This window comes from Paenibacillus tepidiphilus, assembly GCF_008635795.1.
In the GTDB taxonomy this organism is placed as follows: domain Bacteria; phylum Bacillota; class Bacilli; order Paenibacillales; family Paenibacillaceae; genus Paenibacillus_AQ; species Paenibacillus_AQ tepidiphilus.
Window position 1 is genome coordinate 23,500 of the sequence record NZ_VWRQ01000017.1, and the last position, 22,146, is coordinate 45,645.

General features: G+C 53.4%; 18 protein-coding genes and 1 pseudogene. 12 read left to right on the top strand and 7 right to left on the bottom strand.

Annotation, left to right across the window (positions count from 1 at the left end; genetic code table 11):
• Positions 1-28: 28 nt before the first annotated feature.
• From F1379_RS20325 to F1379_RS20350, 6 genes are all read left to right on the top strand, one after another.
• Positions 29-643, top strand: coding sequence for a zf-HC2 domain-containing protein (locus tag F1379_RS20325; RefSeq protein ID WP_150273227.1), 615 nt, complete (start codon positions 29-31; stop codon positions 641-643).
• A gap of 213 nt (positions 644-856) precedes the next feature.
• On the top strand, positions 857-1,687 hold the full coding sequence (gene cdaA, locus F1379_RS20330; protein ID WP_150273229.1) for a diadenylate cyclase CdaA: 831 nt from the start codon (positions 857-859) through the stop codon (positions 1,685-1,687).
• Complete coding sequence (locus F1379_RS20335; protein WP_150273232.1) at positions 1,680-3,125, top strand: CdaR family protein; 1,446 nt, start codon at positions 1,680-1,682, stop codon at positions 3,123-3,125. The genes cdaA and F1379_RS20335 overlap by 8 nt, the downstream gene beginning before the upstream one ends.
• A 110-nt stretch (positions 3,126-3,235) precedes the next feature.
• Positions 3,236-4,576 carry a phosphoglucosamine mutase gene (gene glmM / locus F1379_RS20340; RefSeq protein ID WP_150273234.1) on the top strand — a complete coding sequence of 447 codons (1,341 nt, stop codon included), beginning with the start codon at positions 3,236-3,238 and terminating at the stop codon, positions 4,574-4,576.
• Positions 4,577-5,213: 637 nt separating this feature from the next.
• Positions 5,214-7,046: a glutamine--fructose-6-phosphate transaminase (isomerizing) gene (gene glmS / locus F1379_RS20345; RefSeq protein ID WP_150273236.1), complete on the top strand. Its 1,833-nt coding sequence runs from the start codon at positions 5,214-5,216 to the stop codon at positions 7,044-7,046.
• Between the two features lie 213 nt (positions 7,047-7,259).
• A complete protein-coding gene (locus F1379_RS20350; protein ID WP_150273238.1) occupies positions 7,260-8,039 on the top strand; it encodes a hypothetical protein in 780 nt (259 codons plus the stop codon).
• Positions 8,040-8,194: 155 nt separating this feature from the next.
• Here F1379_RS20350 and F1379_RS30370 read toward each other — a convergent pair.
• Positions 8,195-8,407 (bottom strand): annotated as a pseudogene (locus F1379_RS30370) (class I SAM-dependent methyltransferase); the annotation flags it as partial.
• A 262-nt stretch (positions 8,408-8,669) separates the two neighbouring features.
• On the opposite strand from F1379_RS30370, the gene F1379_RS20360 reads away from it, so the two are divergent.
• Complete coding sequence (locus F1379_RS20360) at positions 8,670-10,154, top strand: amidase family protein (protein ID WP_150273241.1); 1,485 nt, start codon at positions 8,670-8,672, stop codon at positions 10,152-10,154.
• 82 nt (positions 10,155-10,236) lie between these two features.
• Positions 10,237-11,112, top strand: coding sequence for a copper amine oxidase N-terminal domain-containing protein (locus F1379_RS20365; protein WP_150273243.1), 876 nt, complete (start codon positions 10,237-10,239; stop codon positions 11,110-11,112).
• A 103-nt stretch (positions 11,113-11,215) separates the two neighbouring features.
• Here the strand turns inward: F1379_RS20365 and F1379_RS20370 are convergent, their stop codons facing one another.
• Entirely contained in the window at positions 11,216-12,112 is an 897-nt protein-coding gene (locus F1379_RS20370; protein ID WP_275262614.1) for an ROK family protein, read from the bottom strand.
• A 170-nt stretch (positions 12,113-12,282) separates the two neighbouring features.
• Here F1379_RS20370 and F1379_RS20375 point away from each other — a divergent pair, with 170 nt between their 5' ends.
• On the top strand, positions 12,283-12,897 hold the full coding sequence (locus tag F1379_RS20375) for a spore coat protein (RefSeq protein WP_150273247.1): 615 nt from the start codon (positions 12,283-12,285) through the stop codon (positions 12,895-12,897).
• A 94-nt stretch (positions 12,898-12,991) separates the two neighbouring features.
• On the opposite strand, the gene F1379_RS20380 is transcribed toward F1379_RS20375, so the two are convergent.
• Complete coding sequence (locus F1379_RS20380; protein ID WP_150273263.1) at positions 12,992-13,861, bottom strand: helix-turn-helix transcriptional regulator; 870 nt, start codon at positions 13,859-13,861, stop codon at positions 12,992-12,994.
• Positions 13,862-13,977: 116 nt separating this feature from the next.
• Between F1379_RS20380 and F1379_RS20385 the strand changes: the two genes are divergently transcribed.
• The 3 genes from F1379_RS20385 (at position 13,978) to F1379_RS20395 (ending at position 18,483) form a co-directional block, all read left to right on the top strand.
• Complete coding sequence (locus tag F1379_RS20385) at positions 13,978-15,501, top strand: glycoside hydrolase family 31 protein (RefSeq protein WP_150273264.1); 1,524 nt, start codon at positions 13,978-13,980, stop codon at positions 15,499-15,501.
• 197 nt (positions 15,502-15,698) lie between these two features.
• Positions 15,699-17,282, top strand: coding sequence for a methyl-accepting chemotaxis protein (locus F1379_RS20390; protein WP_162551228.1), 1,584 nt, complete (start codon positions 15,699-15,701; stop codon positions 17,280-17,282).
• Positions 17,283-17,649: 367 nt separating this feature from the next.
• A complete protein-coding gene (locus F1379_RS20395; protein WP_150273266.1) occupies positions 17,650-18,483 on the top strand; it encodes a class I SAM-dependent methyltransferase in 834 nt (277 codons plus the stop codon).
• An 81-nt stretch (positions 18,484-18,564) separates the two neighbouring features.
• Here the strand turns inward: F1379_RS20395 and F1379_RS20400 are convergent, their stop codons facing one another.
• From F1379_RS20400 to F1379_RS20415, 4 genes are read right to left on the bottom strand one after another with little or no spacing between them, the layout of a single operon-like run.
• Positions 18,565-19,404 (bottom strand): ABC transporter permease subunit, encoded by an 840-nt coding sequence (locus F1379_RS20400; protein ID WP_239004751.1) that lies wholly within the window; start codon positions 19,402-19,404, stop codon positions 18,565-18,567.
• A gap of 2 nt (positions 19,405-19,406) precedes the next feature.
• Positions 19,407-20,387: an ABC transporter ATP-binding protein gene (locus F1379_RS20405; protein WP_150273270.1), complete on the bottom strand. Its 981-nt coding sequence runs from the start codon at positions 20,385-20,387 to the stop codon at positions 19,407-19,409.
• The gene (locus F1379_RS20410; RefSeq protein WP_150273274.1) at positions 20,384-21,553 is read right to left on the bottom strand and encodes a hypothetical protein; all 1,170 of its coding nucleotides are present in this window, start codon (positions 21,551-21,553) and stop codon (positions 20,384-20,386) included. Before F1379_RS20410 ends, F1379_RS20405 begins: the two co-directional genes overlap by 4 nt.
• Positions 21,510-22,076, bottom strand: coding sequence for a sigma-70 family RNA polymerase sigma factor (locus F1379_RS20415; RefSeq protein WP_150273280.1), 567 nt, complete (start codon positions 22,074-22,076; stop codon positions 21,510-21,512). Before F1379_RS20415 ends, F1379_RS20410 begins: the two co-directional genes overlap by 44 nt.
• Positions 22,077-22,146: the final 70 nt, after the last annotated feature.

Below are 22,146 nucleotides of genomic sequence, written 5' to 3' on the forward strand. Positions count from 1 at the left end.
ATAAGCACTCACGAAAGGATTGGCTCCTATGGAATGCAAACTGGCCGTCTCTATGATGCATGACTACTTGGATGACGACTTGCCCGAACTGCAGCAGAGGGAATTGAAGGAGCATCTTCTATCCTGTCCGGATTGCCGTGCAAAGTTCAAGGAACTGGAACAAACCGATATACTGATGTTCTCGCTCATGCACCATAACCCCGTCACCTCCGATGATCTTGTGGGGCGGATTATGAGTGCATTGCCGGCAACCAAGAAAGAGCGGGCTTTTGTTACCTGGATTAAGCGGCATCCGGCGTTAACCGCTGCTTCCGTTTTTATTCTGGTGATGCTTATGAGCTCGGTAACGTTCTGGAATCAGGATAAACAGCTTGTGGTCAGGGGCACTAATCTGGATCAAGTCGTCATTCAAGGCGATACTGTAATTGTTCCCACCGGTACTACCGTGGCCGGAGATTTGACGGTGGAGAACGGCAAGACGCAGGTATACGGGGAAGTGAACGGAAACGTCACTGTGATCGATGGTTCTCTCTATCAGGCTTCAACCGCCCATATTTCCGGGCAAGCCAAAAAAATAGACCAAGCATTAAGCTGGATCTGGTATAAAGTGACGAATATGTTCTCCGAAGTTGCCTACCGTTAAATCAAGGGATGCCGCTGAAGCGGAAACCTCATCTACGCGCCTCTTTTTCCGGAAAGATGGCGCTTTTTTGTTGTCCAATTGTTGGGAACCGTTGAAATCGGCATCCTTCAAACTTGCAACCGGGGCGTGAACGTTATAACCTAGATATAAATACGGAGCTTACAGACATTTTACATAAACCCAGCATATTCGATCAGACGGGGGTTTGAGGCAATGAGTTATTTTACCGACTTGACCTGGAAAGAAACTATAAAAGACATCATCGATATTTTGATCGTTAGCTATATAATTTATAAGGTGCTCAATATGGTCCGGGGCACACGCGCTGTACAGCTCCTCAAAGGTATCCTCGTGCTGGTGTTTATCTGGGCGATGAGCACGGTGCTGGATCTTTATACGCTAAAATGGCTCATGAACCAGATTTATACGTTCGGGATCTTTGCGATCTTTATTATCTTTCAGCCGGAGCTGCGAAGAGGGCTGGAACAGCTGGGGCGCGGGCGCTTTTTCGGAAGAGGCTCAGAGAATGACGAAGAAACGAGCAAGCTGATCGGCGAGGTCATTAAGGCCCTGAATTATTTATCCCAGCGAAAAATAGGGGCATTAATTGTGTTTGAGCGGAAGACCGGGCTCAACGAATATACCGAGTCAGGCATACCTATGGGTTCAGCCGTCAGCTCAGAGCTGCTGATCAATATCTTCATCCCGAATACTCCGCTGCATGACGGGGCGCTAATTATGCAGGACGGACAGATTGCCGCCGCAGCCTGTTATCTGCCGTTGTCCGAGAATCCCTTCATCAGCAAAGAACTGGGGACCCGGCATCGCGCGGCGATCGGGATAAGCGAAGTGGCGGACTCGGTGTCTGTGGTGGTCTCCGAAGAGACCGGTCAGATTTCGCTGGCCATCAACGGACAGATTGTACGTGATATTAAGGAAGAATCGCTGATTTCCAAGCTCCATCAGGAACTCAGTCCTACTGCATCGCTGAAGGAGAAGAGCTCCGCTTTCTGGAAACGGAGGGGGGACAAGCACCATGGATAAGTGGATGAAGAATAATAACTTCAATAAAGTTCTGGCCCTTGTCTTCGCTGTGATTCTTTGGACGATTGTTCATGTGGATAACGAGCCGGTGAACCAGACCACCGTCAGCACACAGACTAAATTCATTGAGAATGTGAAGGTCGAAGTCATCAATTTCGATGAGGAGAAGTATGTGCTAACGAAGGATGTCGATTACGTCGAGCTGGAAGTGGCGGGCAGAAACTCGGACCTTAATTTCAAGCTGTCGGATGATTACAAGGTCATGCTCGACCTGGAAGGCATAGAACCGGGAGACACCACGCTTCCGCTGCACTATGAGCTCCCGAACGGCGTCAGATTGTTAGATATGAATCCCAATGAAGTGAATGTGCATATTGAGCTGCGCAATACAAAAGCTTTTCCGGTTACCATTGTAACGAACGGCGAGCCTGCAGAGGGCTATCAGCTCGGTACACCGATTGTTTCTCCGGATACGGTTGAAGTGACTCTGCCGGCGAGTGAACTGGAGACGGTGGCGAAGGTGGAGGGGACGATTGAGCTGGACGGGGAGAAAGATACATTCACGGAACGTAAGCTCCGGCTGCACGCCTATGACAAGGACGGCAATGAAATCCAAAATGCAGTGATTGAGCCGTCTACCGTATCGGTGGAGCTGCCGATTTCGCTGCCGAGCAAAACCCTGCCGCTTGACATCGGCTTTACGGGCCAGCTGCCCGGCTCATTGACCTTGTCCCGGGTAACGCCCGAGCAAGACACTGTGACAGTCTACGGATCCGAAGAGACACTGGCGACCTTGTCGACCTATGAGGCGACGGTTGACTTAAGTGCCCTGGACGCCGCCGGGACCCGACAGCTGGAGGTGGAGCTTAAGCCTCCAGAGGGAACGGCAAGGATTGAACCGGCCAAAGTAAATGTGTCCATCTCGGCGGCAGAGATTACACAAAAGACCGTAGAGGGCATTCCTATCAGGCTGGAAGGGGTCGGCAGCGGACTGACGGGGAGTATTGTCTCTCCGGCTGCCCAGACCTTGACCCTCACGGTATCGGGAGCGCCGACGCTGCTCGATCAACTGGACAAGGACAGTATCAGCGTTGTGGCTGATGTCGGCGGTCTGTCCGCTGGCGGGCATCAGGTCTCCCTGCAGGTCTCACTGCCTCGCTTCATCTCCCTTGTAGATGCTGCCGAGCCGCTTACGGCCACGGTCGAACTGCAGCCGCCCGCTACTGCACCTGAGAGCACGCCGGCGCAGGGCGGAGCAACAAGTACTCCGGAGCCAAGCGCGGAGCCGGTTACGGGAGATGAGATAGGGCCGGAGCCTTCTCCTACCGGGGAGGGGGCGGCTGTGGTTTCCCCGACGCCTTCGGAGGCACCGGCTGTACCCAGCAGCTCACCTTCTGGGGGAGAGAATGGGAATGCCGCCACTAACGGAGAAACGTAACTTTCCATGGGAAGTTGCGTCTATTCATTCGTACACCTGAGCAAGGCTACCGGAATATTTTATACGAAACATTCATTAAGCTAATTGCGGCATAATAAAGGAGATATCAGATGGGTAAGTATTTTGGAACAGATGGTGTGCGCGGGGTCGCGAACCGGGAATTGACTGCAGAAATGGCTTATAGTATCGGCCGCTGCGGAGGATATGTGCTGGCTGGCAACGTGGAGAAGCCTAAAGTCGTAATCGGTATGGATACACGGATTTCCGGACCGCTGCTGGAATCGGCGCTCGTAGCCGGGATGTTGTCGATTGGGGCTGAAGTCATTCGCCTGGGTGTAGTGACAACGCCTGCGGTAGCATATATTACAAGACTGCTGAAGGCCGATGCGGGAGTGATGATCTCCGCTTCGCATAATCCGGTGGAAGATAACGGCATTAAGTTCTTTGGCGGGGATGGGTTCAAGCTGACGGATGAGACGGAGCTTGAAATCGAGAAGCTGATGGATGCGGAGAAGGATGATCTGCCGCGCCCGGTAGGCGCCGGACTGGGAACGGTTAAAGTCGACGATGCGGCCAAATATGCCTATCTGGAGTATTTGAAGACAACGATTGGCCAGAGCTTTGAGGGGCTGAAGATCGTGCTGGACTGTGCGCATGGCGCGGCTTATGAACTGGCACCGCGGCTGTTCCAAGAGCTTGGTGCGGAGGTTATTGCGATTGGTGCGGAGCCCGATGGCCTTAACATCAATGACGGCTACGGCTCGACGCATCCGGAGACGCTGCGTGCGGAAGTCCTGCGCCATGGCGCCGACCTGGGCCTTGCATTTGACGGAGATGCCGACCGGCTGATTGCTATCGATGAGAACGGCGACGAAGTGGACGGCGATTTCATCCTGCTTATCTGCGGAGAAGCGATGAACCGGGCCGGCAAGCTGAAGGACGGAACGGTTGTATCCACAGTGATGAGCAACATCGGCTTCTACAAGGCCGCCGAGAAATTGTCGCTGAATACAGCCAAAACGGCGGTCGGGGACCGCTATGTAATGGAAGAAATGCGCCGGGGCGGCTTTAATCTGGGCGGCGAGCAGTCCGGACATGTGATTTTCCTCGACTATAACACGACCGGCGACGGTATTCTCACCGCCATTCAACTGGTGGACACTATGAAGGCCTCCGGCAAGAAGCTGAGCGAGCTGAAGTCGATGATGACGAAGTATCCTCAGGTTCTGGTCAATGTACGGGTGCAGGATAAGACCAACTATCCGAACAATCCGGCAATTGAAGCGGCAATCAGCGATGTTGAAGCGAAGCTGGGTGACAACGGCCGTGTGCTCGTGCGTCCTTCCGGTACCGAGCCGCTGATCCGGGTTATGGCTGAAGGTCCGGACAAAGATGAACTGGATGCTTATGTGGGGCAAATTGTTGAGGTTGTGCAGCAGCAATTGGTTTAATAATGGAGTAATAACTTTTCAGCGGCAGCGGATATTTGCGTGTCAAATGTCCTGCCGCTGAAATTTTAGTGAAATATTTCAAGACTATACATGCTTTACAGCATTGCCAAAATGATGTCAGGTGCATATAATGATTAAGTGTCATTTCAGAAGGAAAGCGGGGATTGTGAGGTTAGACCAGCAACATAAGCGCCAGAGCTTGCACTAGCGCGGGGGAGAAGGGAGACCGGAGCAGCCGACAGGCGGCCGGAGGAACGGATCACGGCAGCAGCAAGCTGACGAGGTGGAGGTGTTCGGAATGTTCGGCGGGGACCTCCCGGTGATGCACCAGAGCCGTAAACAGAACCGGAAAATGCGGGGGCGACCCTGCACACAACGTTTCTGTGGGTGCCACATTTCATAACATTCATGGGTATGCGCGATCAGGACAGAATCAAGGAAGGTTCTGCCTCGGCAAGAGAAGAAGACTGTGCATTTCATGAACGGTGTATGCAAAGGTACGTTTAGCCATAGTACATTTATTTTATTGCTCCCGAAAGTGCACAATTGAATAATAGCTTGTTCTCATATACATGCCGCACGGCACGTTTCTTTCCTGACGCCTCCCATATACGATAATTGGACGGAGGAATTTATTATGTGTGGTATTGTAGGATATATTGGTAATCAGAATTCGCAGGGAATCTTGGTAGAGGGCCTGAAGAAGCTGGAGTATCGTGGATACGACTCCGCTGGCATCGCTGTATTTACACAGGAAGGCCTGCAGGTGGTTAAAGCTAAGGGACGTCTGGCTAACCTGGAATCGAAGCTGGAAGAGCACCCGCTTGCAGGCAGCGCCGGCATTGGGCATACCCGCTGGGCGACGCACGGAAAACCATCCGACGCTAATTCCCATCCTCATACCGACAACAGCCAGAAGTTCTCGGTCGTGCATAACGGCATTGTCGAAAACTATCTGGAGCTGAAAGAAGAACTGATGGCCGGAGGAGCGCATTTCACTTCCGAGACGGATACTGAGGTTATTTCCCATCTGATCGCCCGTGAGTATGAAGGGGATATCGTGAAGGCTGTACAGAAAGCGATCACCTACATGCGCGGCGCGTTCGCCCTTGGCGTTCTGACGGAATATGAACCGGATAAGCTCGTAGCTGTGCGTCAAGCCAGCCCGCTGATTATCGGGATCGGGGAAGGCGAGAATTTTATCGGCTCCGATATTCCTGCATTGTTGAAATATACCCGTAACGTATACATCCTGAACGACGGCGAAATGGCTGTACTGACACGGGATGCTGTCGAACTGATGACGATTGAAGGCAATTTTATTGCTCGGGAAATGATTACTGTCGATTGGGATGCTGTGACTGCGGAAAAAGCCGGTTATGAGCATTTCATGCTGAAAGAAATCCATGAGCAGCCAAGAGCATACCGCGACACCATGCTCGGCCGTGTTAACGCGGAAGGTAACAAGGTAATCCTGCCGGAGCTTAGCCTGACGGAAGAGCAAATCAAGAACATCCGCAATATCCAGATCGTGGCTTGCGGTACCGCTTATCATGCGGGTCTTGTCGGACGGACAATGATCGAATCACTCGTACGTATTCCGGTGGAAAATGATGTTGCATCCGAATATCGTTACCGTTCGCCAATCGTTTCTCCTGAGACGCTGGTCATCGTGGTCAGCCAATCCGGTGAAACCGCCGATACACTGGCAGCACTGCGTGAAGCGCAAGCCAACGGTGCTCACGTACTGGCTATCACCAACGTGGTAGGCAGCTCGATCGCCCGCGAAGCCAATGATGTGCTCGTAACACTGGCCGGACCGGAAATTGCTGTAGCCTCGACCAAGGCGTACACTTCGCAGCTGATCGCGCTGGCCCTGTTCTCGCTCTATCTGGCGGAAGTACGCGGCACACAGACTGCTGAACAAGTCGCTCATATTCTCGCTGCTATGCAGGCTCTGCCGGAGCAGGTTGAAACGATCCTGGCGCAGAAGGACGCGATCAAGACTTATGCTGAGCAAATTTCCGACAACAAGCATCTGTTCTTCATCGGCCGCGGCGTAGACTATGCCGTAGCTACCGAAGGCTCGCTGAAGCTGAAGGAAATCTCCTATATTCATTCCGAAGCCTACGCTGCGGGTGAGCTGAAGCACGGTACACTGGCACTGATCGAAGATGGCATCCCGGTCATCGCACTGGCGACCCAGGAAGCTGTTCTTGAGAAGACGGTCAGCAACATCAAGGAAGTGAAAGCACGCGGTGCAGAAGTACTCGCCATCACCCACGAAGAGCATGTCACCGACCTGCTCAAATCCGTTGACCAGGCCTTCGTCATTCCGAAGACCCTGCCGCTGCTGACACCGACCCTGTCGGTAGTAACGCTGCAATTGCTGGCTTACTACACATCCCTGGCCCTGGGTCACGATGTGGATAAACCGCGTAACCTGGCGAAGAGTGTTACGGTGGAGTAAGGGAAGAGCTTGTAGGGTACGTTTTGTCTGGTAATAAAAAAGTATGGAACCAGTAAAGAAAGTTTGGAACTATATTAGTCATCATGAGCCGTCCTACAATTTGAGGACGGCTTATTTTTGCTCCTAAATTAAAGCAACTTTCTCTTTCTATGAAAAACGAAAAATAAGACGGTAGACGAATTCAGAATATTGCTTATAAGGAGGACGTATCCAATGTCTTGGCTGCTTTTTGGTTTATTTTCTACAATTTACTTACTTTTAGTTTCAGCTAGTTTCATATGTTATTTTAAGATAAAGAAGAATTTTTTGTTTTATTATTATTCAGCATCACCAATAAACTGGATACTACAAAACGTGTTATTATTGTTTGGTCTGAATGCACAATCTGTTTTTATTGAAAAAAATGAAGGAGTATTTATCACGATTTTCACAGCAATGGTTGTTTTATTAACTGCTCAAATCTTATTTTTTGTTGTTGTAGTTCTGATAGAGCTTACTAAATTTATAAAGAATGACAAAGAATTCAATAGGCTTAATCCAAAATATCAGGGAGTTGCATTGATTTTTTTGCTAATTTTAATGCTTGTAACACCAAGCATTATTTTTGGAATGTTTTATGATCTTTGGATTGAATACGTAAACGTGATTGATCATAGTGAATTGAAATTAAAGATGTACGATTTCTTATATTTTTCAATTGGCATAAATTATTCGCTCCCGATGTCGGGGTCACTTGGGAAACTGCAAGAATTAATAAATGTGAACTATTATTTAAGAACTGTGCAAATAATCCACATACTTACAGCGAAATTACTAGAACTAATTTTGATAGGCTTTATTATTTCAAAAATAACAAAGCTATTGGAGAAAAATAGAGATGAATTCTATGTCTCTGAAGAAATAAAAAATTTATATAAATTAAGAAATCAAAAAATATTAACCAACGACCAATTCGAACTAATAAAAGAATCCATAATTTTGAGAATTTCATAGTTACTCAGTGTAAGTCCATGGGTTGCTGGATTAGTATAGTGACGAAACAAATAAAGAGATGGTGGTTACGGACGCCCTCTCTTTTTAATGCTTCGTATCATACTCTTACTCTGCTTAAAAGGCTATAATTTCAGTGCTCCATGGGAGCACAGATACCCTGAGACATCGCCAAATAGCTGGCATTTATCTTCGGAGACAAAGGCTCCGTAATGCGGAAGTGCGGTAGCGCCCAAGACTTCATTACCTTTGGTATCCCAAAAGAGGCTGTTTGTTGTATGTATCGATTCCTTGTCCATGTCGACCGTGATAGTGCTCCCAACCTCGCCAGCGCCAATAACGTTTGTTCTGTAACCCGAATTGTTGTCGATGCCGTACCATCTCCCATTATTAAGAATATGAGCTGCCATAGCGTTTAATAAATACGAACATTCGTGCTGTAAATCCCCCGTTAACGTATCATTTTTCTAATAACATATCTACCCAAAAACTACCATTCACAGATTAGTCGATCTCCCGGACATGACTGTCCAGTTTATTTATGGTTGTTTTATCCCGATCATAGGGTCTGCCCATGTTGTATTATTGAAGCAGTTAACTATATAAAACTTCTGATGGGGCGTGTACAACAATATGAAAGATATCTTTAATCTCATAAATTTGGATATTGAAGAAGCTGGTATATTAGAGCTGCAAAAGGCGATGGAACAAGGTGAACTGACTGCGCAGGATTTGGTGTTCAGTTATTTGTCGCGTATCGCAACCTATGATCAGGATGGCCCTCACATCAATTCGATCATGGAGATAAACCCCGACGCCATCTTCATCGCCGAAGCGCTAGATTTAGAACGTCAGCGCAAGGGGAGCAGGGGACCTCTCCACGGCATTCCGGTTCTTGTTAAGGATAATATCGAGACCGGAGACAGGATGCGTACCAGTGCAGGAGCTTTGGCATTAGCGCAGCATGTTAGTACGAAGGATGCTTTCCTGATCAACCGGCTGAGAGAAGCGGGGGCCATTATCCTGGGGAAGACGAATATGACGGAATGGGCCAACGGGGTATCTTCGACCATGTGGGCAGGTTATAGCTCCAACGGAGGTCAGGTTGCGCATCCCTATGGCGATTTTTTCGTTGGCGGCTCCAGTACGGGCTCGGCGGCTGCGGTGGCAATGAGCTTTGCTGCGGCGGCGGTAGGCACAGAAACCTCTGCTTCCATTCTAAGTCCGGCCATCCAGATGTCCATCGTCGGAATCAAGCCGACCGTCGGCTTAATTAGCCGCTCAGGAGTGATTCCCTTTTCTTATTCGCAAGATACGGCAGGGCCGATGGCAAGAACAGTATCAGATGCGGCAGTCCTGCTTGGCGCATTGGCGGGAAGGGACGAGCAAGATCCGGCGACCTGGCGGAATGACCCTGTTCTCCCGGATTACACCGCATGCTTGGACAAGAATGGACTGCAGGGAACGAGGATCGGGATCTTCAATGATGTGCCCGAGCACATGAGGGAGTCCGGTGAATATCATCAGGAGTTATTTCATCGGGCTGTCTCCGCATTGCGGGAAGCAGGAGCTGAAGTGGTGGAAAGGATCGACATTCCTTCCTTTCATGGGCCATGGCAGTGGAACAAGATGAATGTTGAATTCAATCATGGAGTGAATAATTATTTGCAGCGCCTTCCGGCACATCTCCCGGTCCATTCCTTGTCTGAGCTCCTGGATTGGAATGAACAACATGCTGATGCAGCCCTGAAATACGGTCAAGATTCATTGGAATTCCGGGCGAGTCTAAATAATCCCCTGAAGAATAAGGATTACATCCAGCAATCTATTATGGATCTACATCTGGCCCGGACTAAAGGGATTGATTATGCGATAGATGGTCATCAGTTAGATGCAATCATGTTTCCCGCTTATCTTGGGGCGGATATATGTGCCAGAGCCGGTTATCCGTCCATTGCTGTTCCAGCGGGGTATGGAGCAAACGGCAGACCGTTTGGCGTTACCTTTGCAGGTAAGGCGTTTACGGAATCTGCTTTGATTCGCATCGCGTATTCTTTTGAACAAACAACGAAGCATCGCAAGAAACCGGTAATCCATAGTGAATTAATCAAAGATTAACTTTTCGCGATATGTAGTATCATCATGTCAGGCGGGGTGAGGGAAGAACTGCTTCTAATTCTGAGTAGGAGGAGGTTATTGTATGATCAGAAAATGGGCAATTTCCTTGCTGGCTGCAGCATTGCTTATGCTTCCTGCAACATCAGTGCCCAGTGCTGCAGCGGCTGTGGCGAATTCCGCTCTTATTAACAACGGCCAAATCGATAACGGGCGGGTGCTCGTTCCGCTGCGCGCGGTGTCTGAGCATCTGGGTGCGAGTCTGCAATGGTTTCAGTCGGACAAGGTGGTGAAAATAAAAAATGGAGACACGACAATCTGGCTGGCCGCCAATTTTAAACGTGTCATTATTGAGAAGCCACCGGCGCCGGATAACCCTAACATACCGCAGCGGGAATATGTAGATCTGGAAGCTGCCACACAGGTTATTAAAGGCGCGACGTATGTTCCGCTGCGTTTTGTGAGTCAATCGCTGGGTGCAAATGTGACATGGAATCAGCAATCCAGACAGGCTACAGTGACATTGGGCGACAAGGGACTCGTTGTGGGTATGGAGCAGCCTGCTGTTCAGATCTCCGATCATCAAAAAATCACAGAATCACGCCTGAATGTATTGTCCGGCAAATTAAATCAGGCAGCAGATGTATCGTCGATAAACAACGTAAATTCAACCTTCAAGCCGTATTTTACCGATAGATTAATCAAATCCATTATTCAAAATAAAGGCTTGAGTACAGTGGACACCTATGAAGCGCCGGTATCTTCGCCTATTTATATTAGCAAGACTTCTGCCGTGCTTTCCCAATCCGTTATCCTGGCAAATGGCCTGACCGGAGAAGATCAATACGTCGAGGACCGGAACATCACCCTCGTATTTACGGATGGTGTATGGAAGGTCGACAGCGTCAGCATGACATCACGGTTGCTGATTTCCGGGTTCGCGGATTATCATCCTGAGTAACTCTTATATCCTATGGACAAGAACAAAGCGCACTGGCGAATCAGCCAGTGCGCTTTGTTTGTGCCGGGGGCTGTAGCTAAGAAGCCATCGGGTTCCGCCGCCCTTAGCTCCGCACGGCCAATGCCGCATCAGCCAGCGCCAGCGCGCCGGCCAGACCGGCATTGTCCCCGAGCTTCGGCGGGACGATGTAATCGCCGATGCTGCCTTGCAGGGCCGGGTGGGCGACGTAACCGTTCAGCAGGTCCTGCAGCTTCTGTTGAATCAGCGGGAACAGCTGGGACTGCTTCATTACCCCGCCGCCCATGATTATTTTTTGCGGAGATAAGATCAGGACATAGTTCATCAGAGCCTGGGCCAGATAATAGGCCTCCATTTCCCAGGCCGGATGGCTATCAGGCAGATCAGCACCGTTCACCACTCCCCAGCGCTTGACGATAGCCGGACCGGCCGCCAATCCTTCCAGACAATCCTGGTGATAAGGGCAGGTTCCCTCATACGTATCCTTGGGGTGACGCCGCACAATAATATGACCCATCTCCGGATGAGATAATCCATGGACCAGTCCGCCGTTCACAGCGGCCCCGGCGCCGATGCCCGTACCGACCGTAATATACAGACAGTTGTCCAGTCCTTGCGCCGCGCCCCACCGCAATTCACCCAAGGCGGCCCCGTTAACATCGGTGTCGAAGCCGACTGGAATATCCTGCTCCCGGCGCACGGCGCCGACCAGATTAAACCCGCTCCAGTGGGGCTTCGGTGTCGTTGTTATGCAGCCGTAATCCGGAGTTCCCGGAATCGGGTTAATCGGACCGAAGGAGCCGATCCCCATGGCCCCGACCGTTTTGCTGCGGAAATAGTCCCCGACCAGCTTCATCGTCTCCTCCGGCGTCGTCGTCGGAAAGCTGACTCTGTCGACAATCGTACCGTCACCGTAACCTATCCCGCATACAAACTTGGTGCCTCCCGCTTCAATCGCACCCAACAGTATCTGATCTGTCATCTTGTTCTCCTCCATATTCAGTCTGCCGTGTATAAGCGACTATATCATAATTGATCCAAATTTGTATCTCCACTGAATAATTAGCCGATCTTAGATTGACAATATACTTGGCCTGTACGCCACAGGCGAGGTTCACAAATTCCAACGAGATGACTTAGGAGGCTAAATAAATGCAATTTGAACAGCAGCAAAACATTGAAGCCGGCGCTATTCCGGCGCAGCTGAACCACGGGGCCCACGAAGTGCTTGATGTTCATGAGGTGTTAACGGGAGCTGTAAACACACTGAACACGTATACAATGTTGAGCCAATATGTGCAAGATCCTGAGCTACGGGGCATCCTGGACCGTCAGAAGCAATTTATGACAGCAGAGTATAACACAACCTTGGAATGTTTTAAAACAGGACAAGATCCTTCCGTGCCAACGCAAAGCTATAAAATGAATCAAGGGAATGACGTTGCATATGGCCTGAAGCCAAGCCCTCCGAAGCAACCGATTCAGGGAACGGCAGCGATTAACGACGATGTGATTTCCTCCAGTATGCTTTGTGCCGTTAAATCCGGCGCAACGGCTAAGACCATGGCTGCTCTGGAATCCACCAATCCGGTGGTGCGCCGGGTTTTGGCCGATTCCCTCCCCAACTGCATTGAGATGGCTTACGAAATTTCGCTGTACCAGAATAAACAGGGGTACTATCAAGTACCACAGCTGGCCCAGCAGGACATGCAGCTCATCCAGAACAGTTACGCACCGGCTGCAGCTGCACTGCCGCCGCTTCACTAAGCTTAAAGCAGGCATTTCGATATGCCCGGATGAACTTCCGGGGAATGAAAGAGAACACCCTGGGGTGTTCTTTTTGCTATGCAGCTGCCCTAGCCTACTCATAATAAACCGCATGATACGGGAACTCCAGCTTCTTCTTCCGGTATTCCTTGGGCGTCATGGACATGTACTGCTGGAATACTTTGCCGAAGTAGCTGGGACTGTCGAAGCCGCACCTCCGGCCGACCTCCTGGACGGGAAGCTCGGTGGTCCGAAGCAGGGAGAGGGCCGCTTCAATCCGCCGGTCGCGCAAATAGGCCAGGGGAGAGGTCTGCTCGGAACGCTGAAACAGCCGGCACAGGTGGTATTTATTGATCCCGCAGTGCTCTGCGAGCATATCCAGGGTGAGGGGCTGGGCGTAATGCTCCTTCAGGTATTGTTTCGCCCGCTGGATCACCGTAGTGGAATGGGCGCTGATGTCTTTGCCGATCGCCCTGCTCGTCTGCACCAGCAAGAGCATCCACTGATACACCATGGCCGACAGCAGATATTTGTCCGTGGTCTTCCCGGTTGCGATGTGATCGAGAAGCTCCCTCAGCCCGGTAATTACCGGCGAATCCGGCTCCCGGTGAATGACCGGTCCTTCCCGTTCCGTGACCAGATCCCAGATCCGGTTCGCTTCATCTCCCCGGAGGTTCAGCCACAGAATCTCCCAGGGCTCCTGCCGTTCCTGATAATAGTATCTGTGCTTGCTCGGAATCTTAACCAGAAAGCCGGTGCCTGGAGGCAAGGGGACCGTCCGGTTATCCACCTCCATATACCCGAGACCGCTGATTGTGTATTGAAAAATAACATGTCCAGAGTCCGGACGCGCATCCCCGGAGAAGCTGTAGCCTGGGCTCCTGATCGATTGCCAGCCGATGGAATCCAGTGTCAAGATTGATTTATCATCACTTCGAAAGGCATAGGAGGAATGCTCTGTCAACTGCCGCACTCCTTTCGTTAATAAGTCAATTTTGTTATATTATAGCGCACAACATTTAGATTGTCCCGGGCGGCTCCATGGCGGTAAGATCGTGGTAGATAAAGGAGTGAATGATAATGTCCACACACGATCAGACAATGAAGCTTGAGCTGCTTGAAGGTGAGTACTGGTGGGGCGGACGGACAGCCGACGGAATGGATATGCCCTACGGGCGAGCGTTGTTCGCGGCGGATTTGAACAGCAATCATAACGGCAATCAGGCTGCCCCCTTGCTGATTTCCAATAAAGGGAGATACATTTGGAGCGAGGCGCCCTTTCATTTCCGGCTGGAGGAAGGCTCTCTTACGGTAGGTGGCGGGGAAGTGCTTACAGGAGAGGGGTACGGGAGCTTAAAGGGGGTGTTTCAGCAGGTTTCCCGCACCTGTTTCCCGCCTGACGGGGGCATTCCCGAAGAGCTGCTGTTTACTGCACCCCAGTATAACCTGTGGATTGAGCTGCAGTATGAGCCGACTCAGGAGAAGGTTATCGACTATGCACGGAGCGTGCTGGAGCACGGAATGCCTCCAGGCGTAATCATGATTGACGATAACTGGCATGAGCCCTACGGCACCTGGACGTTTCACTCCGGGAGGTTTCCCGACCCCAAGGGCATGTTGGAGGAGCTTCATGCCATGGGGTTTCAGGTCATGCTGTGGGTGTGCCCATTCATCAGCCCGGATTCCCGGACGTTCCGGACGGTCGAGCCTGCCGGTCTGCTATTGAAGGATAACAGCGGGCGGACGGCCATCCGCAAATGGTGGAACGGCTACAGCGCCGTGCTGGATTGCACGAACCCCGGCGCTGTGAAGTGGATACAGGACCGGCTCGATGATCTGCAGCGTGACTACGGTATCGACGGCTTCAAGCTGGATGCCGGGGATGCGGAGTTCTATGCGGAGGATGATCTCGGTTATACCCCCGCAACCCCCAGCGGGCACAGCGAAGCGTGGGCCAGAGTCGGGCTGAAGTACAGGCTGAATGAATACCGGGCCTGCTGGAAGCTCGCCGGCCAGCCGCTGGTCCAGCGGCTTAAGGACAAGGGTCATCAATGGGGTGCCGGCGGGCTGGGGGCGCTGATTCCCGATGGGCTGGCCCAGGGGCTGCTCGGTTATGCCTACACCTGTCCCGACATGATCGGCGGAGGAGAGATCGGGAGCTTGACTTCGGCACAGATAGATCCGGAATTATTCGTCCGTTATGCCCAGTGCTCGGCGCTGTTTCCGATGATGCAGTTCTCGGCGGCGCCGTGGCGGGTGCTGGATGAGACGCATTTAGGCTATTGCATCGAAGCAGCCGGGCTGCATGCCCGGTTCGGTCCGGAGATTCTGGAGCTGGCCCGGCACGCATCGCAGACGGGCGAGCCGATAATGCGGCATATGGCTTATGAATTCCCCGAAGAAGGGCTGGAGACCATCAAGGACCAGTTCATGCTGGGGAGCTCCACACTGGTCGCTCCTGTAGTAGAGAAGGGCTGCCGTGAACGCCAGGTTGTCCTCCCGCAGGGGACATGGGCCGGAGATGACGGCAGTGTTGTGGAGGGGCCGGCCGTTCTGAACATTGAAGTGCCGCTCGGCAGACTGCCGTATTACCGGAAGCGTTGATGCGCGGCCCAGGTACGTTATAATTCACAAGAGCGTCTATATAAATAGACATTTACCGCAACCGGTCGTCCTATCAGGGCGGCCGTTTTTAACGTGGCGGCACTTTCTGCGGAATCCATGAATTTTTATATGCAAAAATTTGAATGGACTGCCGATAAATATGAATGAAAGACATCAGCACCCTGGGAGGGCACATTATGTTCATTCGTCACTGGAAAGTCTCCACCAAAATGGTATGCCTGCTGGTCCTGTCGGTTCTCTTTATGGCCGCAATCGGCGTATCAAGTTATATCTCACTGCAGGGTGTAACCGCCAAGTCCAAAAAAATGTATGAGGAAGAGATGCTGGCCTCGGGGTTCATACAACAAATCCTGTTTAACAATGCGCAAATCGATGCCTATAATCTGGAGCGGCTGATAGATTCAGCCCCTGCCAATAACGACCTGCTGCTTCAGCAAATCGCTGACCGTGTCACAGAGAACATAGCCGCGCAGAAGGAATTCGAAGCCATTCCCAAGACGGCGGGCGTTCAGGAGCAGTATTCACGCTTTAAATCGCTGATCACGCAGAACAATGAAGTGAAGAAGAGCTTCGATACTTACCTTGCCGCCGGAAACCGGGAGGATGCGTACCGGGTATATACCGATCAGCTGAAGCCGATCCGTCAGGAAATGATCGGGGCTATCGAAGCCATGGTTGACGAACAGCAGGCGAATGCCAAGACGTTCTATGAAGACAGCCAGGCAAGTGCAGACCGCTCGAATGTTCTCACGTTAGCGATAACGGTGCTGGCTGTGGTGCTGTGCGGACTGATCGGGCTCATTATTGCCCGCACGATTACCGGTCCGATCGGCATTTTGCAGGATGTCATGGCCCGGGTCCGCAAGCATGATCTAACGGCCGAAGCTAATTATCACTCCCGCGACGAGCTCGGTCAGCTTAGCGACTCCGTTAATGAGACCGTCAGGAATTTACGGAGCATGATCGATCATATTGTGGATGCCTCGGGCAATGTGGCCGCGTCCAGCCAGCAGATTTCTGCCAACTCGGACGATGTCTCCGCCGGAGGCATGAAGCAGGCGGAGGATACCCAGGTCATCGCTGAGCTGTTCAAGGAGCTGTCCATCGCTGTCAATGACGTGGCGCTCCGGGCGGAAGAAGCGGCTGAAATATCCGCGAACACGGTAGCGACAGCACTGGAGGGCGGGACGGTTATTCAAGCTTCCCTGCAAAGCATGGATGACGTAAATGAACAGATCAAGCTGCTGGAGGAAGATTCGGAGAAGATCGGCGAAATTATTGCAGTAATCGACGAAATCTCGGCGCAGACCAATCTGCTGGCACTTAATGCGGCAATTGAAGCCGCGCGTGCGGGCGAGCAGGGCCGGGGCTTTGCCGTAGTGGCGGCTGAAGTCCGCAGGCTTGCGGAGCGGAGTGTCGGCTCTACCAAGCAAATTGCCGCGCTCATCCGCCAAATCCAGGAGAATACACGGATTAGCGTAAGGACTGTCTCCGAAGGGGTGAGCCATTCCAGACAAACGAAGGACTCCTTCGAACGGATTATGCAGCAGGTGAATGATACTTCCGAGAAAATAACGATGATTGCGGCCGCCTGCGAAGAGCAAGCCGCGCAGACCGCGATGGTCACACAGTCCATCGAATCGATTGCCGCCATCAGCGAAGAGACCGCCGCCGCCACCCAGGAGACGGCAGCTACCTCCCAGTCCCTGGCCCAGCTGGCCGAAGAGCTGAATCAGACTGTCAGTACATTTAAAGTGTAGCAGCATATAGCATTATTGCCGTAGAGCGGGAGCTCTACGGTTTTTTTTGCCGGGAGCAGGGTTTCGGGTTCAAAAGCTGCTGCTGGATGCTTGATATAACAGGAAGTCCCTGTTAAAGTTTCAGTATAACCACATGAAAGCCGGGTGAAGAGATTCGGCACGGCAGAAGTTTGATATTCAGGAGCTTTGCTGTGACTGGAGAGCGCTAACATTCAATGGAAGGCGAAATAAATAAGTATGTACCTATGCTTATTTGTTGTGCTCAAAATTGATGTTTGCTCTCCGGATAGCTTCACTGTGTAGACCGTAGAGCGACTGCTCTGCGGTCTTTTTGGTATTTCAAAAAGTATATTGGGAGGAATGAAGAATGTTGGACAATTGGTTTCAACTTTTGCAGCAGCCCGGGAGGTTCAAACGCTCGGAGAAGATGTTTTGGCAGGACCCGTATATTGCAGGACATTTGCTGGAGGCGCATCTGAATCCGGAGACGGAGGCAGCCAGCCGGAAGCCGGATTTTCTTGACCGTTCGGCGGACTTTATAACAGGGGCGGTTATGAAAGACGGTGATACACGAATTATGGATTACGGCTGCGGTCCGGGGCTGTATTGCGAGCGGCTGGCGCAAGCCGGCTTTAGGGTCACCGGGATTGATTTCTCGGAGAATTCCATCCGGCATGCCAGAGAGAGTGCGCGGAACAAGCAACTGGACATCGATTACCGCTACGGCAATTACCTGGAGCTGAACGATGCGGGACAATATGATTTGGTAATCCTGATCTACTGTGATTACGGGGCGCTGGGGCCGGAAGACCGGAAGCAGCTGCTGCTGAATATCCGGAGAAGCTTGAAGAAAGGGGGAAGGCTGCTGCTGGATGTGTTCACAGAGCACCGGTTCGCCGGCCTCACGGAGGGCAGCCGCTGGTCGCTGCATCCGCATGGCGGCTTCTGGTGTCCGGATGCCCATCTGGAGCTGTCCCAAAGCCTGAAATATGACGGGTATCTCTCACTGAACCACACGGTCATCGTGACCGGCCAGCACACGGATGCCTACTACATCTGGGATCAAGCTTTTTCGAGGGAGATGATTGTGCAAGAGCTGGCGGCTGCGGGGTTTACTCTGCATTCTCTCTATAATGATGTTGCCGGCGGGACTTATCTTGCGGGGAATGACACAATGGCATTATTGCTGGAGTCGAAATAGGGCAGGCGTTCTAATCTGTACATTAACCAAGCCTTATCCGGGTGGATAAGGCTTGGTCTGTTGCAATGAAGGGGACGCAGGCTACAGATCCTTGCGGCTGAACGCCCGGCAGCCGAGCAGGAGCATGATTGCTGCATATCCTACAGTATATAGGAGGAAGGCATTGGAGGGGACATTCGATATGGAGAAAGGACCCATATCCGATATCGCCAGCCCGGCCCAGTCTGCTCCTCCTACCAGCTCGTACAGACTCCTGCGGTAGACGGAGTCGGTGGGCAGCAGCAGCCCGGTTACCAGAGCAAATTTCTCCACCGCAGGGTTGACTCCGCCATAAACGGAAATTCCTTCGACCAGTCCGCTGAAGAGGGCGAACCCGTAGAGCAGGGCGGAGCAGATTCCGTTCCCCAGCATCGGCAAATATACGGAGCCGAGCATGGTGAGCGTGAGCAGCAGCAGCGGCATCCAGATGAACAAGACAAGGCCCCGCAGCAGATCTCCGATCAGGATGGGAAGGCCGGCGAAGCTATGGATGGCCCACACAAGGGACAGGAACAGCGCCGCGCAATACACGGTGATCCAGACGGCATGACCCAGCCATTTGGCGAGGTACAGCCTCCAGCGGGGAATGGAACGGGCGGCGACGGCCAGCAGCAGGCCGCTCTCCTGCTCGCCGGTAACGGTGCCCATAGCGGAGAAGAAGACGAAGAAGGCCGTCAGCAGCTGGGCGAAGAACAGCCCGAGCACCATGAGCACCATGCCGTTCAGCATCCGTTCGGCGGGAGAAGCTTGGCTTAGGCCGGTAACACCGGCCAGCTCCCGGACGCCGAGCGCGAACAGAATCATGAAGAGCACGGTGAGAATCAAAGTAACCAGAAATACCCGTTTGCGGGTCAGCTCCTTAAAGGTGGCCGAGATGTACATGGTCACTGGCGGACACCTCCCTGGCGGGATTCCGCCATCCGGATGAACCACGCCTCCAGGCTGTACGGCTCAGGGCCGGATTCATAGAGCGTCAGGCCGCTGCGGATGAACAGGGAACAGAGGTAGCCGGCCTGTTCCCGGTCCGTGACGCGGGCGGCGATGAGCGCATTGCCCTGGTTATCCGATTCGGCCAGGTTCAGCAGGGAAGCGAGCGTTCCGGGGAGAGCCCCGGTGAGCTCCGTCCAAGTCTCCGGCAGCCAGCCGCCCAGCCGGAAGCGCCAATTGATGCCGCTGCCCCCGTCTGTGCTCCCGAGCAGCTGCTGCAGCGGACCAGCCGCCACCAGCTCGCCGCCGTACAGGAAGGCGGCTTCATCGCACAGCTCTTCCACATCCTCGAGCAGATGGGTATTGAGGAACACCGTGACGCCCTTGCTCCGCAGCCGCTTCAGCAGGCTGCGGATCTCATAGCGGCCGATTGGGTCAAGTGCCGAGGCGGGTTCGTCCAGGATGACGAGCTCGGGCTCCAGCAGCAGCGCCGCCGCAAGCCCGAGCCGCTGCTGCATGCCCTTGGAGAAGCCGCCGACCCGGCGGTCTGCGGCTTCGGCCAGGCCGACGAGCTCCAGGGTGTCGCGGACCCGGGCCCGGAAGGCTGGCGTCCGCGTCTCCTGCGGCCGCAGCCCGCCGAGCTGGCCGTGGAAGCGGAGCACCTCCACCGGAGTCAGCCAGTCCTGAAAGCGGAACAGCTCGGGTAAATACCCGAGCCTCTGCCGTGCTTCCGGCCGGCCCAGCGGCTGCCCCAGAACGGTGGCCCGCCCCGAGTCGGGGCGGTGGAGGCCGGCCAGCATTTTAACGAAGGTGCTCTTGCCGGCACCGTTCGGACCCAGCAGGCCGAAGATGCTGCCCTCCGGCACCTGGAGGGTGATGCCGCGGCAGCCGCCGCGGCCATTATAGGTCTTGGTCAATTCCGCCGTCTCGATCATCATTGCCGGATCAGCACCTCCGCAGCCTGCCGGAAATCGGACTCCGCAGGGAAGTCCTGCGTGCTGCCGCTAAGGAGGCTCATCCGCTCTCCGTCGAGCCAGAGCAGGAAGCGCTCCGTGCCGCCCTCGGCCATAACTGCATCATGACCGTTCAGCTTAATGACGGTGGTCGTGCCGTCAACTGCCGGAACCGGCAGGGTATTCTGCCAGTCACCGATGGCGGCCAGCTTGGTCCGCAGGCTGTCCGGCAGTACAGGCAGGCCGAGCACCGCATCGCGGACGGCTTCCGGATCAATGCCATTCCCCACCGTCAGCTCCGGCTTGCCGAATTGCAGCAGCCGGACGGGGTGGCCAGACAAGGTACCCGCCGAGACGACGCCGTCAGGGATCGCAAGCGTGATTGGCTGCCCGTCAGCTTCGGCTGGAAGGTTGGTATCGCTGCCGAAGCGGGTCAGCAGCCGGTTGACGGCTTTCACGTTCAAGTTGAAGGTCAGCTTGGAGGCCGGCTGAAAGGCGGGAGCGGTAGGGTGCTCCAGCCGGAGCAGCGTGCCGCCCATCCGCGCCTGCGCCTCGTCCCAATTCAGATCCAGCGTTTCGCCGCCGCCGGAGAAGGACAGGCTGCCGTATTGGGCCAGATTGAAGCTGCGGTCTCCTTCAGGCGAGCCGTTCTCCAGCAGCGCAGCAATTGCAGTCATATCGTCCGCTGTAATTCCGACACCGACCATTTGCTGGATGCGGAAGGTATGCTGCATGGAGGCCAATACCCGGTTCCCCAGCGGAGTGGTGAACAATCCTACGGCAATAGCCACAGCAGCAACGCCTGTCGTCACTCTCCGCAGCCGGCGTCTGGCCGGCCGTTCGGTCCGCCAGGTCCGGCCCGCGGTCTCTGCATGGGCCAGTTCTGTGCTTCCGGCCGAACGGGCGAACCCCGGCCCATGCGCACTTTCCAAGCTATCGTTGTGTTTCATCTGATGTACACCGTCCTTGTCATAATGGTTGTGATTATCCTTTAATGCTTCAGGCTTCATATGATCCGTAGAATCCGTTCCGGCATTCTGCTGCCAGAACGCCGGAACCGGCTCCCGGGCTGCGCGGCTCTCGAACCGCTTCAACGCCCGCTCTGCATCAAAAACCGGCTCCCCGCCGGTCTGTTTCGTTTCGTCCGCCATCGCGCTCTTCCTCCTGTCCATATTTCTTCTTCAGCCGTGCCTCCGCCCGGGCCAGCAAGGTGCCGACAATCTTCGGGTTGACCTCCAGCCGGAGGGCAATTTCTTCGTAGCTGTAGCCTTCCTCCCGTAGAAGGAGGGCGGTCCGGTCACGGTCCGAGAGCTTGTGCAGCACCCGGCGGATCACATCTTTTTCCCATTCACGGATAACTTCCGTCTCTCCCGAAGGGACCGAGCCCTCCGACCAAACGGCGAGACGGGCGGTTTCCTTATCGAGTAATGTCTTCGTTGACGAGCGCTGGCGCAGATAGTCGTAGCCGATCCGGGTCAGTACCCGGTGCAGCCAGGCGCCGACGGCCTCCAGCCGCTCCGGCGGATTCCGGTAGAGCCGCAGGAATACCTCCTGGGCCAGATCCTCCGCCGCCGCGTAATCGCCGGTCAATGCATAGAGCTTCCGCGCCACCTCGGGGTAATGCTCCCGGAACAGGCGCTGGAAGAGCTCGGGTACCTGTGTTCCTTCCTCCATGTTGCCGCCGTCCCCCTTTCACTTAGTAAGACGTATGCCGGACTAGTTTTATAGCAGGTGCGAATGATGG

What these genes read in the sequence shown, in the direction of transcription:
- F1379_RS20325 (WP_150273227.1), top strand. Translation starts at nt 29, where the DNA reads ATGGAATGCAAACTGGCCGTCTCTATGATGCATGACTACTTGGATGAC.
- cdaA (WP_150273229.1), top strand. Translation starts at nt 857, where the DNA reads ATGAGTTATTTTACCGACTTGACCTGGAAAGAAACTATAAAAGACATC.
- F1379_RS20335 (WP_150273232.1), top strand. Translation starts at nt 1,680, where the DNA reads ATGGATAAGTGGATGAAGAATAATAACTTCAATAAAGTTCTGGCCCTT.
- glmM (WP_150273234.1), top strand. Translation starts at nt 3,236, where the DNA reads ATGGGTAAGTATTTTGGAACAGATGGTGTGCGCGGGGTCGCGAACCGG.
- glmS (WP_150273236.1), top strand. Translation starts at nt 5,214, where the DNA reads ATGTGTGGTATTGTAGGATATATTGGTAATCAGAATTCGCAGGGAATC.
- F1379_RS20350 (WP_150273238.1), top strand. Translation starts at nt 7,260, where the DNA reads ATGTCTTGGCTGCTTTTTGGTTTATTTTCTACAATTTACTTACTTTTA.
- F1379_RS20360 (WP_150273241.1), top strand. Translation starts at nt 8,670, where the DNA reads ATGAAAGATATCTTTAATCTCATAAATTTGGATATTGAAGAAGCTGGT.
- F1379_RS20365 (WP_150273243.1), top strand. Translation starts at nt 10,237, where the DNA reads ATGATCAGAAAATGGGCAATTTCCTTGCTGGCTGCAGCATTGCTTATG.
- F1379_RS20370 (WP_275262614.1), bottom strand. Translation starts at nt 12,112, where the DNA reads ATGACAGATCAGATACTGTTGGGTGCGATTGAAGCGGGAGGCACCAAG.
- F1379_RS20375 (WP_150273247.1), top strand. Translation starts at nt 12,283, where the DNA reads ATGCAATTTGAACAGCAGCAAAACATTGAAGCCGGCGCTATTCCGGCG.
- F1379_RS20385 (WP_150273264.1), top strand. Translation starts at nt 13,978, where the DNA reads ATGTCCACACACGATCAGACAATGAAGCTTGAGCTGCTTGAAGGTGAG.
- F1379_RS20390 (WP_162551228.1), top strand. Translation starts at nt 15,699, where the DNA reads ATGTTCATTCGTCACTGGAAAGTCTCCACCAAAATGGTATGCCTGCTG.
- F1379_RS20395 (WP_150273266.1), top strand. Translation starts at nt 17,650, where the DNA reads ATGTTGGACAATTGGTTTCAACTTTTGCAGCAGCCCGGGAGGTTCAAA.
- F1379_RS20400 (WP_239004751.1), bottom strand. Translation starts at nt 19,404, where the DNA reads ATGTACATCTCGGCCACCTTTAAGGAGCTGACCCGCAAACGGGTATTT.
- F1379_RS20405 (WP_150273270.1), bottom strand. Translation starts at nt 20,387, where the DNA reads ATGATGATCGAGACGGCGGAATTGACCAAGACCTATAATGGCCGCGGC.
- F1379_RS20410 (WP_150273274.1), bottom strand. Translation starts at nt 21,553, where the DNA reads ATGGCGGACGAAACGAAACAGACCGGCGGGGAGCCGGTTTTTGATGCA.
- F1379_RS20415 (WP_150273280.1), bottom strand. Translation starts at nt 22,076, where the DNA reads ATGGAGGAAGGAACACAGGTACCCGAGCTCTTCCAGCGCCTGTTCCGG.